The organism is Peribacillus sp. NPDC097675 (assembly GCF_050277655.1).
Lineage (GTDB): Bacteria > Bacillota > Bacilli > Bacillales > DSM-1321 > Peribacillus.
This window is the reverse complement of the sequence record NZ_JBNNSK010000010.1, coordinates 85579-106516: the sequence shown is the minus strand read 5'-3', so window position 1 is coordinate 106516 and position 20938 is coordinate 85579. Positions and strand designations below refer to the sequence as shown.

18 protein-coding genes are annotated in these 20938 nt (G+C 42.9%); 4 read left to right on the top strand and 14 right to left on the bottom strand.

Annotation, left to right across the window (positions count from 1 at the left end; translation table 11 throughout):
* Nucleotides 1-47: 47 nt before the first annotated feature.
* Entirely contained in the window at nt 48-941 is an 894-nt protein-coding gene (locus ACQKL5_RS15680; protein WP_427609814.1) for a helix-turn-helix domain-containing protein, read from the top strand.
* Between the two features lie 200 nt (nt 942-1141).
* Here ACQKL5_RS15680 and ACQKL5_RS15675 read toward each other — a convergent pair whose 3' ends face one another.
* Nucleotides 1142-1690, bottom strand: a complete 549-nt coding sequence (locus ACQKL5_RS15675; RefSeq protein WP_427609813.1) for an REP-associated tyrosine transposase — start codon at nt 1688-1690, stop codon at nt 1142-1144.
* Between the two features lie 146 nt (nt 1691-1836).
* Here ACQKL5_RS15675 and ACQKL5_RS15670 point away from each other — a divergent pair, with 146 nt between their 5' ends.
* Entirely contained in the window at nt 1837-3459 is a 1623-nt protein-coding gene (locus tag ACQKL5_RS15670) for a hypothetical protein (RefSeq protein ID WP_427609812.1), read from the top strand.
* Complete coding sequence (locus ACQKL5_RS15665; protein WP_427609811.1) at nt 3452-6424, top strand: DEAD/DEAH box helicase; 2973 nt, start codon at nt 3452-3454, stop codon at nt 6422-6424. Before ACQKL5_RS15670 ends, ACQKL5_RS15665 begins: the two co-directional genes overlap by 8 nt.
* A gap of 32 nt (nt 6425-6456) precedes the next feature.
* On the opposite strand, the gene ACQKL5_RS15660 is transcribed toward ACQKL5_RS15665, so the two are convergent.
* The 9 genes from ACQKL5_RS15660 to ssb form a co-directional block, all read right to left on the bottom strand.
* On the bottom strand, nt 6457-6879 hold the full coding sequence (locus tag ACQKL5_RS15660; protein ID WP_427609810.1) for a hypothetical protein: 423 nt from the start codon (nt 6877-6879) through the stop codon (nt 6457-6459).
* A 204-nt stretch (nt 6880-7083) separates the two neighbouring features.
* Nucleotides 7084-10824, bottom strand: coding sequence for a S8 family serine peptidase (locus ACQKL5_RS15655; RefSeq protein WP_427609809.1), 3741 nt, complete (start codon nt 10822-10824; stop codon nt 7084-7086).
* A gap of 226 nt (nt 10825-11050) precedes the next feature.
* Nucleotides 11051-11953 carry an ABC transporter permease gene (locus tag ACQKL5_RS15650; RefSeq protein ID WP_427609808.1) on the bottom strand — a complete coding sequence of 301 codons (903 nt, stop codon included), beginning with the start codon at nt 11951-11953 and terminating at the stop codon, nt 11051-11053.
* Between the two features lie 11 nt (nt 11954-11964).
* A complete protein-coding gene (locus ACQKL5_RS15645) occupies nt 11965-12969 on the bottom strand; it encodes an ABC transporter permease (protein ID WP_427609899.1) in 1005 nt (334 codons plus the stop codon).
* A gap of 113 nt (nt 12970-13082) precedes the next feature.
* Nucleotides 13083-14699, bottom strand: a complete 1617-nt coding sequence (locus ACQKL5_RS15640; protein WP_427609807.1) for an ABC transporter substrate-binding protein — start codon at nt 14697-14699, stop codon at nt 13083-13085.
* A gap of 47 nt (nt 14700-14746) precedes the next feature.
* A complete protein-coding gene (locus ACQKL5_RS15635; protein WP_427609806.1) occupies nt 14747-15715 on the bottom strand; it encodes an ABC transporter ATP-binding protein in 969 nt (322 codons plus the stop codon).
* Nucleotides 15696-16700, bottom strand: coding sequence for an ABC transporter ATP-binding protein (locus tag ACQKL5_RS15630; protein ID WP_402962240.1), 1005 nt, complete (start codon nt 16698-16700; stop codon nt 15696-15698). Before ACQKL5_RS15630 ends, ACQKL5_RS15635 begins: the two co-directional genes overlap by 20 nt.
* Nucleotides 16701-16995: 295 nt before the next feature.
* The gene (locus ACQKL5_RS15625) at nt 16996-17295 is read right to left on the bottom strand and encodes a hypothetical protein (RefSeq protein ID WP_427609805.1); all 300 of its coding nucleotides are present in this window, start codon (nt 17293-17295) and stop codon (nt 16996-16998) included.
* Nucleotides 17296-17312: 17 nt separating this feature from the next.
* Nucleotides 17313-17678 (bottom strand): single-stranded DNA-binding protein, encoded by a 366-nt coding sequence (gene ssb, locus ACQKL5_RS15620; RefSeq protein ID WP_427609804.1) that lies wholly within the window; start codon nt 17676-17678, stop codon nt 17313-17315.
* Between the two features lie 323 nt (nt 17679-18001).
* Here ssb and ACQKL5_RS15615 point away from each other — a divergent pair, with 323 nt between their 5' ends.
* Nucleotides 18002-18436: a YwpF family protein gene (locus tag ACQKL5_RS15615; protein WP_427609803.1), complete on the top strand. Its 435-nt coding sequence runs from the start codon at nt 18002-18004 to the stop codon at nt 18434-18436.
* An 80-nt stretch (nt 18437-18516) separates the two neighbouring features.
* Here the strand turns inward: ACQKL5_RS15615 and ACQKL5_RS15610 are convergent, their stop codons facing one another.
* The 4 genes from ACQKL5_RS15610 to ACQKL5_RS15595 form a co-directional block, all read right to left on the bottom strand.
* Nucleotides 18517-18837 (bottom strand): hypothetical protein, encoded by a 321-nt coding sequence (locus ACQKL5_RS15610; RefSeq protein ID WP_427609802.1) that lies wholly within the window; start codon nt 18835-18837, stop codon nt 18517-18519.
* Nucleotides 18838-19091: 254 nt separating this feature from the next.
* Nucleotides 19092-19520 carry a 3-hydroxyacyl-ACP dehydratase FabZ gene (gene fabZ / locus ACQKL5_RS15605; RefSeq protein ID WP_402962230.1) on the bottom strand — a complete coding sequence of 143 codons (429 nt, stop codon included), beginning with the start codon at nt 19518-19520 and terminating at the stop codon, nt 19092-19094.
* Nucleotides 19521-19640: 120 nt separating this feature from the next.
* Entirely contained in the window at nt 19641-19898 is a 258-nt protein-coding gene (locus ACQKL5_RS15600) for a DNA-directed RNA polymerase subunit beta (protein ID WP_427609801.1), read from the bottom strand.
* Between the two features lie 187 nt (nt 19899-20085).
* Nucleotides 20086-20934: a flagellar hook-basal body protein gene (locus ACQKL5_RS15595; protein ID WP_427609800.1), complete on the bottom strand. Its 849-nt coding sequence runs from the start codon at nt 20932-20934 to the stop codon at nt 20086-20088.
* Between the last annotated feature and the right edge of the window lie 4 nt (nt 20935-20938).

The following is a 20938-nucleotide window of genomic DNA, read 5'->3' as shown; positions in this document are numbered from 1 at the left end:
ATTTTTCACTATAAATATAACTCTAGGCATATTTAAGGAGAGTTAACATGGATTTTTCAGCAGTAGGGAAGAAAATAAAAGAACTAAGGAAGCAAATCGGTCTTTCACAAGAGGAACTTGCAGAAGGTATTTGTACTCAAGCCCAGATTAGCAAAATTGAAAAGGGAGTGGTCTATCCGTACGCCACGACTCTATATATGATTTCAAGAAGGTTAGGCGTAGATGTCAATTACTTTTTTGATATAGGAATGACGCCTCGGTTAGACTATGTACAGGAAGTCGCCCACCAGTTAGAAATAACTAGAAGAACCATGAATTATCAAGAAATGAAAGATATTGTAAAGACAGAGGAAAATAATCCCCTATTCACGCAAAACAAGCGGAATTATCAATTGTTATTGTGGCATAAAGGGATCTATGAATACATGATGAATAAAGATTTGAATAAAGCAATGCAACATCTTGAAGAAGCCATTTCGTTATCTGATATTACGAATAAGGTATATTCCGAGCGGGAAATTGAATATCTGCTAAGTATGGGTGTTATCTATTTCGAAGAAAAACTCTATGAAAAAGCTTTATGTACATATAAATTGGCTCTGCATCACATGAATCACTTGCCATTTTTAAATGATAAAAAGATAAAAACTAGGCTTTTCTACAATTCTGCACGAGTTTCCACCCGATTGGAAGATTATGAAGCCTCCATTATATATTGTACAAAAGCGATTAAATGGTGTTTGGAAGAAGATCATATGTACATTTTAGGTGAGCTCCATTACCACCTGGGATATAACTACGAATTGCAAAATAACTATAAACAAGCGAGAAAATATATGGAGCGAGCTCGCCTAATCTTCGATCTACAAAAGCAAAACCGTTTTGTCACCTTTATAGAAGATAAATTCAAAGTCTGGGAAGCTCTCATAGAATCCAATTAAGACAAAGCCATTCCCAACTCGGGAATGGCTTTTCCCATTCAAACAGCAAACATATTCCAAAACCTGTATACAACATTTCAAATTCCAAGCCCAAATGAAGTATAATAAAGAGATGACCTCGAAATGGTGCTGGGAAATGGGGTCTGACCCCTTACCGCATGCTCCATAACCCTTAACTGGCAAAGGTTCTTTGATTTTTGTTAGAGTTGGGAAATAGGGTCTGACCCTCGCATTACATTAATTTCGTAGTTTTGTGGGGTTTGGAAGTAGTGAAGGATTTGTGTGGGGTTGACGTGTTTGCTTGGTTTTCCTGTTTGGAAGGCTTTGTAGCTGCTCCACTTATATTCGGCGGGGTTTTTGACGATATTGGCTTGTACAGGGTTTAAATGAATATAACGGCTTGTGGCCGTGCATTGCTCGATTGATTCGATTAAGACGGAATGGTAACGGCCTTGAAAGAGGTGACCATCATGGTCATGTCGCTTATTGAAGGAGATGGCATAGCGTGAATTCAGCTTATGCATAATATCACTGATTGGGTGTTGTTTCGTTTCGAGGAGTAAATGCACGTGATTCGTCATGAGGCAATAGCTGTGGAGTTCGAAGTAATACCTTTCTTTCGTCTCCTCTAAATAATGGAGGTATCGAAGACGATCCTTGTCGTCTAAAAATATGTCACTGCGGCGGTTGCCGCGGCTCGTAATATGATACATCGCACCAGGGTACCATATCCTCGGTTTGCGAGGCATAAAACATCATCCTTTCCTATGCCGGGAAATAGGGTCTGACCCCCGTCAGGTATTGTTAAAGTACTGATAGATCAATGATAATACAAAAATATATTTTTGGGAAATGGGGTCTGACCCCTAAAGGTGACCCCAGAAAGGAGGAGAGTATGGAGCGGGAGTTGTTGTTTGTTGGGGAGCGGATGGCGCAGTTGTTGGAGGCCGGTGATCCGGATGATTTGGCCGTTGTGAATCAGGGTCTTCATTTGTATCGCCAGGGGCTCGTTGATCTGAAAGAGGAAGCGGTAGACATGATTACCGCAGAGGTGCAGGATGTCACGCGCTATAAGGCTAGGTTGAATTTGCTTTTCCCTCAGGATGGAAGCTGTACCTGTGATTCCAGGTTTATATGCCGACACCAAATGGCCGTATTCTTCTCCGGGTATTCCGAGTACGCCAGCGTCTCCAATTGGGTTAGCGAATGGAATGCGCCAAAATCCACCCCCACCCAGGCTTTACAGCAAGTAAAGCGGGCAAGTGAAATATTTAAACATACAAAGGAGAAATCCATTATCTTAGATAAAAGCTATCCATCATGGAAGCAATTCGTGCATGATACTTTCACGGAACAAGTGGAACCATATATAGAGGAACCGCCTTACATGATTGAAAATCATATACAAACCTACTTTAAACGTCTCAGCTCCAAAATCCCGATGGAACGGGAATGGAAGCTGCTTTATCATTTTGTGACCCATTTTTGCACGTTGCAACTGACCATGAAGATGATTCAGTTACATAAAAGCCACACCCAGGCCGTCCGTGTCTTTTATGCACTCGCAGCTGATCTGGCTGAGGAACTTCATGATACGGTACAGCCACTCAGTCGACAGGCTCGCCCATTTGCCTTCGACCCCTTCGTTTTCAGCATTAAAGAAGATGTCGCGAAGCTACTGGATGGCAGTGAAGGGTTGGAATATGAAAAGATCGATCTCTATCGGGAAATCTGGAGCTACCTCTTTACCACATCTTCTTGGCGTAAAGAGGAACTGAATCGAGTTCAGGAGGAACTGCCCAATCAATATGAAGGCACGACTGAGCGTATTTCTTATACCCTGGCTACGATTCATCTTTCTCTAATGGAAAATCAAGATCAACAAGCGATCGAACTTCTCCATGAATTGAAGAAAGAAGCCTGTCCGTATATTTTTTATTGGTTGGAGCTCCTTTCTGACTCAGACGACCGTTCCCGTGCCATTCCTTTCATTGAGTTCATCAACGCTCATGTTCAGGAATTCTTGAATGGCCTTTCCGATTATTATCAACGGGTGGATTTCGTGCGAACCTTTACGACTTTGATCACCAGCTGTTGCTTTAAATTGAAGCGAAATGACTTGCTTGAGAAGTTCTTTCGGGCTACCCTGCCCCACAGCTATTGGAACTATGCTAATTTCCTTTTTGAACAAGGCCAATATAAAAAATGGGTGGAGATGCATATATACTCCGAGATTAGCATTGACTTAATAAGCAATGAATCCATCAAGGAAGTCGTTTCCAAGGACCCGGAAGTGATGCTTCCCCTCTATTATCATGCGGTACAGGAAAAAGTGTCGTTGAAAAATAGACCGGCCTATAAACAGGCGGTCCGTTATTTGAAAAAAATGCGAACCATCTATAAAAAGACGAAAAAGGAAGATGTGTTCGAACGTTATATGCAATATGTAGTCGATTCAACGAAACGACTGCGTGCTTTTCAAGAAGAATTAAAAAGGGGTAAGCTAATCGATGTTTAATACAGGGAAATTAAAAATCAAAATAGCGGCTCTCGAAAACGGGTCCTACGCCCTTGGTGTCGTCAATGAAGAAAACAGCTTCCTCAGCACGAATTATATTCGAAGACTGTTATTCAATTGGGACGACGCCAGTTTTTATGGCACAAAGATGACGACAGATACGATCAACGAGAATCCTGTTTTCATTCTGGACGCCTGGGGACTGCTGAACTTTTTCGCGAAGGAAAGCTTCAACTCCTTCATAGAGTGGGAGTGGTCCGAGCTCTCCTCCCTTTGTCTGTCGGCGGCTCCCGTTCTTCATGAATCCATTGAAGCGGGGATTCCCGTACCGGATTTCACGAATTTACAGTTGGACTCCATCGGTTGGAAACTACCGGAAGAGGTCGAGGAAGAATTTCTCCCTTCCTTCTGGGAAGAGGAAATCCCTTTAGACCTACCTTCACCTGAACTGGAAACCAATCGAACCTTCATTGAGAAGTGGTATAATGGCGCCGCTAATATGTATTTGAAAACCTATTCGCCGATGCACAATAAATGGAGCGAAGCTGTCGGAGCATTAAAGGATTCAAGGCTTTCTCCGGAAGAATTACAGGTCTTTTTTGATCAAGACAGCTGGCAGGAATGGCTCGGCGTTAACCCGGACCCTAAACCCTTCACCATCGGCCTGCGGTTGACCGAGCCGCCTGAGGGGGATGGACCCTGGAAGCTGGAGGTCACGCTCCGCTCCAAAAGAGATGATAGCATCATCGAAACGTATACAGGTAAAAAATTGCCGCGTGGCTGGAATAAGTATGCAAGTGAAGTAGTGAAGGCAACGAAACGCTGGCAGCTCGTCGTTCCATGGATTGGGGAAAAAGGACGCTTGAAGAGTGAGCTCTCCGAAACCGATGCCTGGGAGTTTTTGACCGATGCGAGTGAAAAGTTGCTCTTTCTCGGCGTTGAAATCCTCCTTCCATCCTGGTGGCTAGCTCTGAAGGAATCTTCCCTCAAAGTGAAGGCAAAAGTAAAAAGCCAATCAAACCGTGGCCCTTCTTATGTGGGGCTGAAAGCATTGATGGACTTCGACTGGCGGTTCTCACTGAATGGCAAAGACCTCACCGAGTCGGAATTCGAGGAGCTCGTCAATGAAAAACGTAGACTTGTCTATATCCGCGGCCAATGGGTCAAGCTCGACCCTGCATTCATAAAGCAAATCCAGACCCTGATGGAAACGGCTAACGAAAAGGGCATACAGCTAACGGATTTGTTGCAACAGGAGCTTTTGAATAACGAGGGAGAAATGGTCGAAGATGATTCAGATAACGGCGAAATGCTCCGAATTCAATTTGAATTGAACCAGGAGCTTAAAAAGATGGTAGGCCGACTCCGTGAAACCAAGAACATTTCAATTTTGCCTGCCCCTGAGACTCTAGAAGGTGACCTACGTCCCTACCAGGAACTTGGCATGAGCTGGCTCCTGTTTTTAAGAGAGCATGGTTTTGGCGCTTGTCTCGCAGACGATATGGGACTTGGGAAAACGGTTCAGATGATTGCCTATCTCCTTTATGTCAAGAATGCCGAAGCGAAACCCAAGGAGCTCCCTACCCAGGAAGAGAATACACAACCGGTTGAACCAATCATTGTCGATGAAGAGAGTGAGAAGGAAAGTAGTGATGCGGTCGAAGTCATCACCTCCTCACCCGTTTCAGTTCCTGTTCAGGCTGCGCTGATTGTCTGTCCGACATCCGTGTTAGGCAACTGGCAGAAAGAATTGGAAAAATTCGCTCCGACACTTAAGGTTCATCTTCATTATGGCTCGAGCCGGGCTAAGGGCGATGCGTTCATCAAGAAAGCGGCTGCTCACGACATCATCTTGACCTCATACGGCCTGACTCACCAGGATATGGAGGAATTATCCTCCATCCATTGGAGCAGTGTCATCCTTGATGAAGCACAGAATATCAAGAACGCCCAAACGAAGCAATCAAGGGCCGTACGTAAGCTCGATGGACGCCATCACATTGCCTTAACGGGTACACCGATGGAAAACCGCTTAAGCGAGTTATGGGCCATCTTCGACTTCATTAACAAAGGGTACCTGGGAACACTTGGTCAATTCCAGGAAAAATACGTGACGACCATCGAACGAGAAGAACAAAAAGATAAAATTAAAGAGCTGCAACGCTTAATTCAGCCCTTCTTGCTCCGTCGGACAAAACGCGATAAAGAGGTCGCTTTGAATCTTCCGGATAAACAGGAGCAAAAAGAATTCGTACCGCTTACCACTGAGCAGGCTTCACTATATGAACAGCTAATTAAGGATACCTTTGCCAATATCGAGCAGTTGTCGAGCTTTGAACGTAAAGGAATCATTCTTGCCATGCTCAATAAATTAAAACAGCTTTGCAATCACCCTGCCCTTTACTTAAAGGAAATGGAAAAAGAAAATATCACGATGGCGGCCAGCCGCTCCGGAAAGCTTGAAAAACTGACCGAAATCGTTGATGCTGTCCGCGAGCAGGATGAAAGCTGCCTCATTTTCACCCAGTATATCGGAATGGGTAATATGATGAAAAAGCTGCTAGAAAATCGTTATGGTTTCGAAGTTCCCTTCCTGAATGGAAGTGCAAACAAGAAACAGCGTGATGATATGATTACCCGCTTCCAAAATGGGGATTTCCCCATTTTCATCCTCTCGCTGAAGGCTGGGGGAACAGGGCTCAATTTAACGGCTGCCAACCACGTCATCCACTATGATCGCTGGTGGAATCCTGCGGTTGAAAACCAAGCCACTGACCGGGCCTACCGCATTGGACAGCAACGGTTCGTTCACGTTCATAAATTAATATGTACCGGGACGCTTGAAGAGAAAATTGACCAAATGCTTGATAAAAAACAGGCCTTGAACGACGAAATCATCAGCAGTGATAACTGGATCACAGACCTATCCACTGATGAAATCAAAGATTTAGTATCCCTTCACTAAGTCTCTCTGCTAACCACTCATGGCAGCCCTTATCATTGGGGCTTCAGGCTATGGGTGGTTTTTCTTTTTGTGTTCCATTCTTTCGGTTTGACGATAAAAAAAGATTGATAATCTCCATGATTAATCAAGATATGTTCCAAAGTTTTTGTAAGCGTTTCCCCTTTATTGGACAAATACCTTTCTGAACGTTCTTCAAGGATTATTTTTTCTCGACGGGGATCATATGTTATGGAAGTCTTAGCTGTATCCTTTTCAAATAGCGAAAGGGCCACATCCGGGATAAGCGGATATTCTTGATAGGATGAATCCTTCCGGGGTTCCTTTTTAAATGGAGAATTAGCCAGTTGAAGTGCGTCAAAGAAACTCGTCTTTGCTAGTGACCTATCATATTTTTCATATTTAACCGTGATACCACGTCCATAATCCTTCTTAATCATATTCTTTTTTAGATTCATGGATTCCCTCCTCCTATTTAGTTCCATATACCTATTTCGTTATCGTCGTTGATTTTCCTTCTCAAAAATCAAAAAAGAATCCCTCTCAGAGATTTCGTTATAAATAACGTGATAACTACGTAAAGCATGCATTATCTAAAAGGTGCATATTGCTTAAAAAAAGAGAAAAGCAGCCCCCCTTAAAAAAGGGAGCTGCGCTTTTCTTTATCTTTTTGCTTTATAGATGTAGCTGGTTTTCGTCGTCTCATTTCCGGCAAGATCCGTTACCTTCCATTCGATTTCATTGTTGCCTACTACAAGTGGCAGTTCCACATCCTCTATCGTTTCTTTGAATGAACGCATTTTATATGGTTCCTTAAATTCATGATAGAATACTTCGCTTCCGTTCATGTAAAGGCGGATTTCATCGAAATTGTCTTCGACTGTCACATCCACTTTTGGATTCGGTTTTTTTGCTCCCACGATCAGTGGTACACCTTTCACCTTCAAGCTCGGTTTCTTTGTGTCCACCATGAACATCCGCTTAAAGGAAACTGTATTTCCGACGGTATCTGTTGATTTAATCATGAAACTTTGGACGCCGTCGTTGTATTTCTTTTTATACGAGAATTCGTATTGTTTCTTCTCTTCATTAAATGTCACTGGGACATTTTTATCGTCGATTTTAAATTCCTTGATGCCAGATGCTTCTTTAATGTACCCCGTAATCGTCACATTCTTCTCGTTGGTCACGCTCAATACTTCAGGACTCGTGACATAGACGGATGGTGCCGCTTTATCTTTTTCCACCGGCTCCGTATCCTGAGCCAATTTCGCTTCAGCTGTCTTCTCATTACCTGCGAAGTCGATGGCAACAACCTGTACTTTTTCACCCTTCACATCCGGCAAAGTATATTCCTTTGTATCCGCTGCTAATGGTTCTTTTAGGATCGATTTCCCGTCAATCTGCACATCATAATATGCCAAGCCTGATCCTTTGGGATTATCCGATCCTTCGATGGCGATCACCTTGTCACTTTTTGAAATCTTGACCGTAGGTGCGACTGTATCGACTTTGACAGGGATCTCAAAGGTCTGCCATTTAGCTCCCTCGTAATCGATCACTGCTTTGACTTCATACATGTATTCACCGTCTGCAACGAGCTTATTATTGATTTTTCCATCCCATTTGCGGGCGGGATCTAACGTATAAGCCGTACCGGTTCCGCCGTCATAATAGTCCTTGTGCACCTGATTCTCCGTGCGGATTGTCCGGACCGACTTTTTCGAAGCATCCATGATGTTGTATTGTACTTTTTTCGCATTTCTCAAGAATGATAGACTCGGGATAAAATCATCCTGCACTCCATCGCCATTCGGAGAGATTGCGATATATTTCCGGTCAAATGTCTTTCCAACTGGTTCATAACCCAGGTAGGTAAAGTCTTCACCTGCAGTTGATACCGCCCCAGCCATGCCGTAGAAAGATTCTTTATCATATTTCGTTCCGTCCAAGATAGGTGCCTTGTCCCATTCTCCCTTGAACCCTACATACGGAACGTTCAGTTCTGGATTACTATCAGCCGGGTCTTTCAGTGTCACGAACCCTTCGACAAAGTAGCCATTCGGGAAGACCTTATCGATGGCAACTAGCGTTTGGAGGTCATCCCCGAGCACCTTAGCTTTGGAAAGGTCGACCTTCACTTCTACGTTCACCGATTTGTTAGCTGGAATGGTGATTTCTTCTTGTTCACGGTTATTGATTTTAATCGTAGCATCCTGAATTTCCTGTGCTTCTAATTGATTGGCTGCATATCCAAGCTGTCCCTGAATCGAATAGTCTGTTTGGATATTCCCCAATACATCATATTTGACCGCTTCATCACTGACATTTTCAACCTTCAAAGTAAAAGCGAACGTATTTCCTACTTCTTTCAATGCAACTTTCGCAATATTAGTAAACGCCTCTGTCACGACCACCGGCGTAGACAACGCGGAATTCAATTGCATGATTCCGGCTCCCTGCCTGCGCGGCGAGTAGGGAATATCCCATCCATAAGCTGCATTTACCATGCCTTGATCGGTTACAGGTTGAGAGGTATTCATCATTAGGTTTTTGGCCAGGCTAGCCCGGTCGAACCCTTTTGCGTTAAAGTCTTTGTCGACTCTTTCCAGAACGAGGGCAGAGCCACCCGCCACGTGAGGTGCCGCCATCGACGTACCGCTCATCATCCCATATTCGTTATTGTTCAATGTCGAATAGATTTGTCCGCCCGGCGCTGTGATTTCCGGTTTGAAATCAAGGTTCGGTGCTACGCCCCATGAAGTAAATGCACTCATTTTCCCGGCCTCGGGATTGGCTGATTTCACCTTATCTCCCTTGAACGTAAGTGACACTTTCTCACCTTCTGATAAGGCAGCTTGCAGCTTTGCACCATCAGATTTAAGCATGAATAGCTGTGGAATCGTTATGCTAGTTTCTGTTGCCATGGATACGTATCCATCAGCGTTGTTATAGATGATGACACCTGCTGCACCTGCATTCTGAGCATTTTTCGTTTTTTCGATAAAAGTGATTCCCCCACGCTCGATGAGGGCAAACTTGCCTTTGACATCCACCTTGGCTAGCTCCTCAGGGGTTCCAAGACCTGCATCGACTAGTTCCTGCGTCTTTTCCTTTAAATCGTTAGGATGCACACTGGAAGCCGACATGAACGGTGCTTTCCCTTCCTGCCCATTCAGCTGATAGGTAGCAGCATCTAAATCAAGATACTTGTTTTCAATCGATGCCACTTGAAGCGAATCATAGGCAAGTCCCGGAGATCCCGCTATGCCGATGTCTGGATTCGTTGCCCATGGATTGGCGAACCCATTTCCGAAGTGGGCAGAGTTCCCTGCCGAAATCGACATCACGATTCCATTTTGAACGGCCCTTGATACGGCCTGTTGCTCAGGATCTTCCTCTGAGACAAAGCCAGCCGTCGAACCAAGGCTCATATTCAAGACATCTGCTCCAAGAATAATGGCATCATCAATGGCCTTGATATAAATATCCCCCCAGGTCGTCTTCACTGCAGGGTCATTCCCGAACACCTTCAACGCTAACAGCTGCGCTTCAGGGGCCACCCCTTTAATGCCGCCATTCTCTTCATCCCCATTAGCCGCTGCTGTCCCGGCAACGTGCATTCCATGCATAGAAGCTCCCGCAGCAAGGTCGAGGATTTCTTGATTGTCATCCATATAGTTATATCCGTAAGGAACCTTTTCCGTATAATACTTTCCATGTAACTGGTTGGCTTTTATCATTTCACTGACTTCCGTATCCGTCAGTTCCGCCTTTGAAGCATCACTAAGGATCATGTCACGGTGAGACGGATCAATCCCGGTATCAATGATTCCGATGACCATCCCTTCCCCCTTATAGCCATACTCCCTCCAAGCTTCCTGGGCTTGGACCAGTTCCTTGCTATATACCATGTCCGGCTTTTCGACAGGTCGTTCATATTCATTTACAATATGTACTTCAGCCACTTCAGGCAAGGCTGCCACTTCTTTTACCTCTCCATATTGAAGCTCTGCACTGAACCCATTCAAGACCGTCGTAAAACTTTCAAATTCCTTAAAAGCTATCTTCTTCTCTTTTACTTTATTTTTTACTTTTTTCTGAGCTGATAGTTTTTTAGACTTCAATTCTTGCCTTTTACTTTTAGAAAGGTCTTTAAACCTTTTGCCTTCCTTAGAGGCATATTCAATGGCAGGGACTTCCTTCATCTCTACGATTACCCTGACCTTTTCATCACTTTTATACCTCTTATCTGTCTCTTCTTTCTTCAATTTCAGGATACTTTCCTGATTTTTCTGTCCCGCATTCTTTCCAATCGAAGGATTAGGAAGATTAGCAGCGGAAACCGTTGCTGTAAAGACCAATAGAAAGATTGCTAGAATGGGCAAAATGCGTTTAATCAATGAACGACTCCTCCTCTAAAATTAGAATTTTCTATAATTTTCCTTATAGGTATAAAAGTATCACACCCCTTAGCATGATTTTAAGAGATAATAGTCACCTTTTTCCTATAGCATTCTAGTATAATAGGTTTATTTTTCAATAATGGCAATAATTACTAGGTATATATAAAGTTTACAAAAAAAGAAAAAGGCAATGGTTTTCAAAAGAAACCATCGCCTTTTTCTTCTAGTTTTTCATTCTTGGATCCAATGCATCGCGCAGACCATCTCCCATTAGGTTGAAGCCAAGTACCGTCAGCATAATAGCAATCCCTGGGAAAAGAACCGTCCAAGGAGCCTGAATGATGAACTGACGTGAATCGGCAAGCATCTTACCCCATTCTGGTGATGGCGGTTGTGCACCAAGCCCGAGGAATCCAAGCGCCGCACATTCAATGATGGCTGTCGCTATCGCTAAGGTACCTTGGACAATGATTGGGGCGAGGCTGTTTGGTAGAACGTGATGAAGCAATATCCTCACATCTCCCATTCCAATCGCCTTAGCAGCCGTTACGTATTCCTCTTCTTTTACGGTCAAAACCCGCGAGCGCAAAAGCCGACCGAACGTTGGGACATTGACGATGGCAATCGCGATGAGTGCATTGCGTAGGGACGGCCCCAATACCGCTACAACCGCTATCGCTAGCAGGATGCTCGGAAACGCCAGTACAATGTCAAACACCCTTGAAATGACCGTATCAATCCACTTACCGTAATACCCGGCAATGATACCGAGGAAAGACCCGACAACAACAGAACCAGCCACTGATAAAAAGCCGACCCACAGCGATAATCGCGAGCCATAGATGATCCGGCTCAAAATATCACGGCCAAATTCGTCGGTTCCAAACCAATGATCAGCCGAAGGAGCCAAATGTTTATCGCTTAATTTCTGCCCTTCAAATGAATAGGGGGCAATAAGCGGTGCAAAAATAGCCAGTATTATGAAAAATAAGACAATCCCAAGGCCAACTAGGGCGACCTTATTTTTCCTGAAGCTTTTCCAACCTTCCTTCCAGGGAGAAATGGCTTTTTCCTCTGCCTCTTGAGGAGGAATGATCGGCGGTGTATTCGTTACAATTTCAGCCATGTGATTTCCCCCTATTTATATTTAATCCTAGGATCGATTGCTGCATACAAAAGGTCCACAATCAAGTTAATCATGACAAACAAAAAGGCGATGACGAGAATTCCCGATTGAATGACTGGATAATCTCTATAAAGAATCGCTTCATAGATATATGTACCAATACCGGGCCATCCGAAAATGGTTTCCGTCAAAATGGCGCCGCCCAGAAGTAGCCCTGTCTGCAGTCCAATAACAGTTACTACTGGAATTAAAGCATTTTTCAAGGAGTGCTTATAAACTACCCAGAACATTTTCATGCCCTTAGCACGAGCCGTCCGGATGAAATCCGCCCTCATGATTTCAAGCATGGATGAGCGTGTCATTCTTGCTATTATCGCCATTGGGATGGTGGCAAGTGCAATTCCCGGTAAGATAAGATGTTTCACTACTTCAATGAATTGATCGAATCTACCAGAAACAAGAGTATCTATTAAATAAAAGCCCGTCATCGCTGCTACAGGGTCTCTTATATTATCCCGACCTGTCGTTGGGAGCAGATCCCACTGAATTGCGACTAAATACTGTTCCATAAGGCCAAGCCAGAATATCGGCATCGATACCCCAATTAAAGCAATAATCATAGCTGCATAATCAAACCAGGAATTCTGGAACCATGCCGAGATAATTCCAGCATTCACGCCTATGATGACCGCAATGATCATAGCAACGAGCGCCAATTCCATCGTGGCCGATAAATAAGGCCAGATTTCCTCCGAAACAGGAGTATTCGTTTTTAGGGAAACTCCCAAGTCGCCCGTCACCAACCCCGTTAAGTAATCCCAGAATTGAATGAACCATGGTTGATCCAAACCAAGTTTTTTGGTCATGGCTGCAACGGCTTCTTTTGTTGCTTGTTGACCTAGTATTACCTGGGCGGGATTTCCCGGTATCGCCCGAATCATCATAAATACAATAAACGCCATTCCGAGAAGCACCGGAATAAGTGAACCCAAACGTCTTATGGTATAGGAAAACAAACCATTCACCTGCCTTTTTTACACATGGGCGCTTTAATCGCCCTTGATTCTTTAAAAAATACTTCGCATAGCAAAACCGGGGAGCATACATGCACACCCCCCGGTTCGTACAATTAATTTTCGATTGACACGTTAATTAGAGACTGAGAACCAGTTGGATGCGGAACGAATCCTTTGATTGTCTTAGTACCAGCTAATTGTGGCAACGAATGTACAAGTGGTACCCAAGGTGCATCGTCATGAATGATTTCCTGTGCTTTTCCGTATAATTTATTACGCTTCGCTTCATCTGCAGTAGATTGAGCCTCGATCAATAATTTATGGACATCTTCATTTGCATAGCGAGAATAGTTGTTAGATCCGATTGTATCTTTATCCAATAATGTATAAAGGAAATTATCAGCATCTCCATTGTCACCTGTCCAGCCCATCATGAATGTTGGAGCTTCACCGGCTCGTACTTTTTCCAAGTATGCAGCCCACTCGTACGTCATGATATTCGCTTCAATATTGACTTGTTTCAGACTTGCCTGGATCGCCTCAGCAACTTTTTGTCCATCTGGCATATATGGACGTGGTACCGGCATCGCCCATAGATCCATTTTGAATCCTTTTTCAAGTCCAGCCTTTTTCAATAGTTCTTTTGCTTTTTCAACATCATATTCATAGTCTTTGACACTATCGTTGTATCCAGAAACGGATGGTGGCATTGGATTTTTCGCAGTCTCAGCCGTTCCTTCAAAGAAGTTATCGACAATTTCCTGCTTATTGATCAAATGAGAAATGGCTTGACGCACTTCTTTTTTATCAAATGGCGCTTTTTCAACGTTGAATCCGAGGTAGCCAACGTTCATGGATGGACGTTCAAAAATTTGTAGATTTTTGTCGCCTGTCACTTTACTGATATCACTAGGGTTCAATCCGTCCATTAGGTCGACTTCACCTTTGATTGTTGAATTCAAACGAGCAGAGTTATCTTTAATGACTTTGAAAGTGATGCCATCAAGTTTTGGCAATCCTTTTTGCCAATAGTCTTCATTTTTCACGACTTCAATCGTGTCGCCTGGCTTCCATGATTTGAACTTGAAAGGACCCGTTCCAGAAGGATTCTTGCCGAAATTATCTCCATCTTTCTCAACTGCCGTCGGACTTGCAATGGCGAATGGTGACATCGCCACGTTTTTCAGGAATGGTGCTTGCGGACGTACTAGCGTGAATTCCACTGTGCTATCATCAAGAGCTTTTACTTCTTTGATAACGTGGCCTTCATCCCCTTCAAAACCACCGAACATGGAAGCATAGTAAGCAAATTTCGCTTCATCTTTACTTTTTGCCCAACGCTGGAAGTTCTTGACGACCGCTTCCGCGTTGAAATCAGTGCCATCATGGAACTTGATGCCTGTTTTTAATTTGAACGTGTATGTTTTGGCGTCTTTCGAAACTTCCCATGACTCTGCAAGTCCTGGTTCGATTTCTGTATTATCTTCTCCATATTTCACAAGTGTTTCGTAGATTTGCTGTGTGACGATATAAGACTCGCCATCCGTTACGATTGCGGGATCGAGTGAAACTGCATCTCCGCCTTTACCGTAGATTAAAACTCCGCCACCTTTTGCTTCTCCTGAGCCGCCTTTATCATCTTTATCTTTCGATGTCGATGATGAACAGCCAGCAAGAGCAAATGAAATTGCTAAAATACTGGTTAACAATAAAGCCATTGTCTTCTTCATATTCTTCCCCCTTGTTTTCTATGAATATATATATACGTCCAGTCAAATCAATTATATAAATGACAAGAGACGTAGTGACCTGGTTTATGTTCCTTTAAAATCGGTTTTACTGTGCTACATTCTGCCATCGCTTTCGGACATCTTGTATGGAAAGGGCAGCCACTCGGCGGATTGGATGGACTAGGGACATCCCCCTGCAATATCACCCTATCCCCCTTATACTCAACATCCGGAATCGGTACTGCCGATAATAAGGCCTGTGTATATGGGTGCAGCGGGTCTTCATAAAGTCCTTCGCTTTCCGTCAATTCAACAATGTGTCCAAGATACATAACGCCAACACGATCTGAGATGTGCCTTACGACGCCAAGATCATGGGCAATGAATAGATAGGTGAGATCAAAGTCCTTTTGTAAATCTTGAAGGAGATTTAAGACCTGTGCTTGAATGGATACATCCAATGCCGAAACGGGCTCATCCGCGATTATTAGCTTAGGATTAACTGCTAGCGCCCTCGCGATGCCTATGCGTTGCCTTTGACCACCACTGAACTGATGTGGGTACCGCTTGGCGTGGTAACTGCTTAAACCCACAACTTTGAGTAGCTCCTGCACACGCTTTTTTCGTTCCTTCTTATCTTTGACACCATGAACGATTAGCGGCTCTTCCAGTATCTTTTCAACTGTGTGCCTAGGGTTAAGTGAAGCGAATGGGTCTTGAAAGACCATTTGCATTTCACGGCGCATCTTTCTCATTTCACGGGTGGATAGTTTCGTCAGGTCCTTGCCTTCGAAATAAACATTGCCTTCACTAGGCTCAAGTAATCGTAGCAAAAGCCTTCCCGTCGTAGACTTACCGCATCCACTTTCGCCAACAAGGCCCAGCGTCTCCCCTTTGTGAATGGAGAATGACAAGCCATCAACAGCCTTCACTTCACCTATCGTTTTCCCAAGCACCCCCCCTTTGATTGGGAAATGCTTCTTTAGGTTTTCTACCTTAACTAACGGTTGAGTCATGCAATGGTGCTCCTTTCGCATCTTCATACAGCCAACAACGCACTTGCTGCCCTTCTTCAAATGTCCGCAGAGATGGGGTTTCACTCAGGCATTGCTCCATCGCATGAGAACAGCGAGGGGCAAACTGACAGCCCAGCTTGCTAGAACCTGGTTTAGGCACATTTCCGGGGATTGAATATAGCCGATCCTTCTTTATGCGCATATCGGGGATTGATTGCAGAAGGCCAATTGTATACGGGTGCTTAGGATTTTGAAAAACCGTTTGCACTTTTCCTTCTTCGACTACCCTCCCGGCATACATCACGATGACACGCTGACACATTTGTGCCACCACGCCAAGGTCATGAGTAATCATCATGATGGCTGTATCTGTTTCTTTATTCAAATTCTTCATCAATTCTAGGATCTGGGCTTGTATCGTGACATCCAAGGCCGTAGTCGGCTCGTCTGCTATGAGAAGCTTTGGTTCACAAATCATGGCCATGGCAATCATGACACGCTGTCTCATCCCACCCGAAAGTTGATGTGGGTACTCATCAATCAGTTCTTCAGCTCGTCCAAGTCCAACCAATTTCAACATATCAACCGCTCTTTGGCGGGCCTGTTTTTTATTCCATTTTCTATGTATTCGGAGTGTCTCTACCAATTGTTCTCCGATTGTAAAGACAGGATTCAAGCTTGTCATCGGTTCCTGAAAAATCATTGCGATTTCATTTCCACGAATCTTTCGCATTTTGGCTTCAGATGCGTTGGCTATATTACTTCCTTTAAACTTAATTTCTCCCTCTACCTTCCCGGTAGGCGAAGGAACAAGTCCCATAATGGACAAGGAGGTTACACTTTTCCCACAGCCCGACTCCCCGACAATCCCTAACACCTCACCAGGATTAACATGAAAATCGATGGAATTCACGACAGGTATTTCTCCATCGTCCGTAAGAAAACTGGTTCGTAACCCATTGACCTCAATAATTGGAACGCTCATAACATCACTTCCTATATATCTTTAGTTTACATTTTTTAATATTATTTGGTTTATTATTACATCAAACTTAAAATTTTACAATATATTTTCTTAAAATTCTAACTTAACAGAATAATATTTTAAATTAGTTCTTTGGTATTAGCTTCAAAAATAAAAAATGACTGTAGGGTTACAGTCATTTTTAAGAGGGGAATCAAGCCTGATTGATTCCATATAGGGGAAGAGACGGAGGTAATGCGGGGGAAAAGCCAGCTTGGCTTTGGGGGAAAAGAGACATATAAGGACCTGCTCACTATTATGCTTTTTGAAGATAACTACTTTCTGTAGATTTATTGTTCTGTTCTAAATGTGTAACCCTTTTTTCTAATTTTTCATTATGTTCATATAAATACTTGTTATGCGATTCTAATTGGGCTACCTTCATCTTAAGGTGATGCAGTTCATCTTCATTCACCTTTGTCTGTACATGAGTCTTAGCAACATGACGAATTAAATCACCAATGAGTTCTTCTAGCCGCTGCTTGTCCTGTACCGAGCTGAAAAGGAGAGGAATTCGTTTCTGTCCATCGAGAAGCCTTTCATTTCCTTCACTCATGTTTCACCCCCAAGTAACTATAAGCCAATATGCTCGAAGTCCTTTGTCTTTTCATCTTTTTGCTGTTTGGTCCCTATGAATTGAACCAGTTCGGCAACGACTTCGGTGACATACACTTTTTTACCTTCTTGGTTGTCATATCTCCTCGTTTGAATTCTGCCAGTAACGCCAACAATCGATCCTTTCTTGCAATACTGTGCTGTATTTTCAGCCGTTTTTTTCCATATGGTGCAATGTACAAAGTCTGCCTGATAATCCCCTTCGTTATTTCGAAAGTTACGGTTCACAGCCAGCGTGATATTGGATACCGCCTTGCCATCCGGCGTATACCTTAATTCGGGGTCCTTCGTCAATCGGCCAACAAGGGTTACTTGATTGATCATCTTTTTCCTCCTTTCCCTTTCATGCTCTTATCATAATGACTTCTTTTCAAAAGGTGAAATCGGTAAAATGATTGATTTTTACACATTTTGGCTCAAAAAAAACGTTATTACCTTTCCAAAAGATCTTTTTCAAGGAAGAACTTCTATGAAATTGGAAAACTGCACTAATTTATTATTTTTTACTTTTTAGCATCCAACAGGTTTTTTGTTTTAAAATTCTAAATATTCTAGTATGCTATAATTACCTGTAAAAGGGTTAACAGGAATTAACTATACATTTGATTGTCTCTGCTTCATATGGCAAGGAATGGAGGTATTTAATAATGAAATCTTTCAAATTAATCTATCTACAAATCGTTACAGAGGATTCACGATTAATTGATATACCATTAGCCGATGGGCTCATTATTAATAAAGAGAATGAGGCCAGCACATGGCTCCTTGAAGCCTTTGTGGCAGAAAGCCAGTATAAAGAGTTTGCGTCCTTTCTTCCCGCTATAGACGGAGAAGTAACCATTCAGGCTGTTATTACTAAAAAAGACAACGAACCCGCTCTATTCAATACCATCATGCGTACCATAAAACAAGTCGGCGATCACTATAGCCTCTTATTCGTCGGACATATCAAAAAAAACCGCACAAAATATGCAGAGCTTCTTCTTGAAGATTTAGTTCACAAAGGGTTAGAGGGCGAAGAGTTAATTAAGGAATTCAAGGAAAAAATCATATCCCGACCTAAACTGGCCACTTATAATTAAGTCCAATAAATCAAAAACTGGCTTAGACCGAAGGGTTTTTCTCCCTCCTTCTCTAAGCCAGTCTTCTTTATCATTTCAAATTATTTCATTTTATCTTCGCCTTTTTTCTCAGCGTCTTCAATCATATCATCCGTTTTGTTATCATCATCATTCATCGTATCATCATTTTCAATCATGCCGTCATCATCTGTATCAAGGTCATTTCCATCGTTATTGTTGGCGTCTGTCCCATTATCACCGTTTTGATTCTCTTCGATCATGTTATCATTTTCAGGTGCTGGATTGTTATCGTCATCATCTCCACAACCGGCAAGGAACATAGCAGACATCAAAGTTCCCCCGATTAGCGCAAAAAGTTTTTTCTTCATCATGTTTGGCAACCTCCCTTCTTTCTTAATCATTAGGTATTTTGCCCGAATGTAAAAATAACTTACGCCTTATTTTAAATTAGCAAAAAATGCATGTACCTTTAAACACAAATAAAAGATGCCGAACATAAATGTCCGGCATCAAAGGGAGAATAAAAAGAAATGGTTTTAAAAACCAACTGCAATTAAAGTAGCTAACATCTGCATCGTATATGTATTATATACACTTATTTGGGTATATCTAAACATTTGGCACTAAAACGGTGAATGTCATGTAATCCTTTAGTTTATTTATCTCCAAAGGCAAACATGATTTCCGTTTCACAAGCAACCTCGCCGTCTACTGTCGCGACCGCTTTACCCTTACCAACTGTTCCCCTTAGACGTAATATTTCCACCTCAAGGCGAAGTTGATCACCAGGTCTTACCTGACGCTTGAATCGGCAATTATCAATACCCGCAAAAAAGGCCAACCGCCCTTTAAATTCCTCTTGTTTTAAAACGGCTACAGCACCTACTTGTGCCAACGCCTCTACAATCAATACCCCAGGCATAACAGGGTAATCCGGAAAGTGCCCATTAAAAAATTCTTCATTGGCTGAAACGTTTTTTAACCCTACTGCTCTTTTTCCTTCTTCAACTTCAATAATTCGGTCCACCAATAAAAAAGGATACCGATGGGGAATGATGTCCTTTATTTCAGTAATATCTAACATTTCGATTCCTCCTAATCATGTAATTTGCTTGTTTTTAACGAAAACTCGCCCCTCCTGTAATGAGGAAGAGGCACGCAAATGGAATATTAAAGCAACGAAACCTACCTCGACGGACTGTTTCTATGCGCCTTCATTTACAATATCGATAATATGGGTCCACGTGGATTTTTTGAAAACATCCGTTGCTTGACCTCCACCGATCACACTATACCCTATAAGCGAACCAGCTACTAAAGCAACGATAATCAATCCCATGATAATAAGCAAACGAAGCCAGATAGGCAAAAGACGGACCCTGATTCTCTGGTTTGGTTGTGTAGTTTCTACTTCCTTTACTTCTTCACTCACTTCTTGTCTCATTACACTTTTTTGTTCCATACAGATACAAAAGCTCCTTTTTCTCAGAAAACTCGCCAAATAAAAGCGTCTCTAGCTTATACATAAATACAAGCATTCCCTCACATGCAAAATCAAGATGAATGAGCGTCAACGATCCTCTTTGCTAAAGTATAAATGAAAAGCGCTTCAATATGAAACCTAAAGTCATGATTTAATCCTATCCCACTCACCGAATCCCGTTAATAAGTCCACCCATTTGATCGGCCATCGTTATCGCCCGCGATTGAAACTGGTATTGTCGTTGGGCAGTAATCAAATCCGTCATCTCTTTTGAAAGATCGACGTTCGAAGACTCCAGCGAACCTTGCTTAATTGCAATTTCTCTGCGACGATCACCCGTCAATAACGTCATGATATTATCTTCGGTAACGTCCAATCCATCAAGGTTTGCGGGAAGTCCAAGCAGATTACCGCCTAACTGTTCGAGGAATTGCGGTTTGTTTACAGAAACCACACCAAGGCCATAGCTTTGCTCTCCATACTCTTCTGTATCCACCGTCATTAAACCTTCTTCTGAGATTCTTATATCCTTGATGCTTCCATCAATAAGAATCGGGTCTCCATATTCATCAAGGACTTGATTCCCGGCAGAGGTAACGAGCATCATTCGATCTGGATTTTCCTCACTAGGTGATAAATAAAAAGCTCCATCTCTCGTTAAACGCGTATTGGTCCCATTTTCATCCTGAACATTGACCGTGAAGAATAAATCCTCCTTCGTCAATGCCACATCTAAATTGCGGTCAGTATTCTTCAAGGAACCTTGTGTGAGCACGATTTGGGAAGGATTCAGTTTAGCACCCGTTCCTTGTCGAATTCCAGGCATTGTCAACCGTCCGATTTCCTTCGTCTCACTCGGTTGGTTGTTAAAACTTTGAGTTAACAAATCACTAAAGCTGGTTTGTGTTTTTTTATAAGCCGTCGTATCAACATTGGCAATATTATTGCTGATTTGATCGATCTGACTTTGAATTTGATTAAGCGTATTCGTCGCTGTTAGCATGGTTCGATTCATGGAC

Coding starts and splice junctions, on each gene's coding strand:
- ACQKL5_RS15680 (WP_427609814.1), top strand. CDS start 48: ATGGATTTTTCAGCAGTAGGGAAGAAAATAAAAGAACTAAGGAAGCAA.
- ACQKL5_RS15675 (WP_427609813.1), bottom strand. CDS start 1,690: ATGCCTCGCAAACCGAGGATATGGTACCCTGGTGCGATGTATCATATT.
- ACQKL5_RS15670 (WP_427609812.1), top strand. CDS start 1,837: ATGGAGCGGGAGTTGTTGTTTGTTGGGGAGCGGATGGCGCAGTTGTTG.
- ACQKL5_RS15665 (WP_427609811.1), top strand. CDS start 3,452: ATGTTTAATACAGGGAAATTAAAAATCAAAATAGCGGCTCTCGAAAAC.
- ACQKL5_RS15660 (WP_427609810.1), bottom strand. CDS start 6,879: ATGAATCTAAAAAAGAATATGATTAAGAAGGATTATGGACGTGGTATC.
- ACQKL5_RS15650 (WP_427609808.1), bottom strand. CDS start 11,953: ATGGCTGAAATTGTAACGAATACACCGCCGATCATTCCTCCTCAAGAG.
- ACQKL5_RS15640 (WP_427609807.1), bottom strand. CDS start 14,699: ATGAAGAAGACAATGGCTTTATTGTTAACCAGTATTTTAGCAATTTCA.
- ACQKL5_RS15635 (WP_427609806.1), bottom strand. CDS start 15,715: ATGACTCAACCGTTAGTTAAGGTAGAAAACCTAAAGAAGCATTTCCCA.
- ACQKL5_RS15630 (WP_402962240.1), bottom strand. CDS start 16,700: ATGAGCGTTCCAATTATTGAGGTCAATGGGTTACGAACCAGTTTTCTT.
- ACQKL5_RS15625 (WP_427609805.1), bottom strand. CDS start 17,295: ATGAGTGAAGGAAATGAAAGGCTTCTCGATGGACAGAAACGAATTCCT.
- ssb (WP_427609804.1), bottom strand. CDS start 17,678: ATGATCAATCAAGTAACCCTTGTTGGCCGATTGACGAAGGACCCCGAA.
- ACQKL5_RS15615 (WP_427609803.1), top strand. CDS start 18,002: ATGAAATCTTTCAAATTAATCTATCTACAAATCGTTACAGAGGATTCA.
- ACQKL5_RS15610 (WP_427609802.1), bottom strand. CDS start 18,837: ATGATTAAGAAAGAAGGGAGGTTGCCAAACATGATGAAGAAAAAACTT.
- fabZ (WP_402962230.1), bottom strand. CDS start 19,520: ATGTTAGATATTACTGAAATAAAGGACATCATTCCCCATCGGTATCCT.
- ACQKL5_RS15600 (WP_427609801.1), bottom strand. CDS start 19,898: ATGGAACAAAAAAGTGTAATGAGACAAGAAGTGAGTGAAGAAGTAAAG.
- ACQKL5_RS15595 (WP_427609800.1), bottom strand. CDS start 20,934: ATGAATCGAACCATGCTAACAGCGACGAATACGCTTAATCAAATTCAA.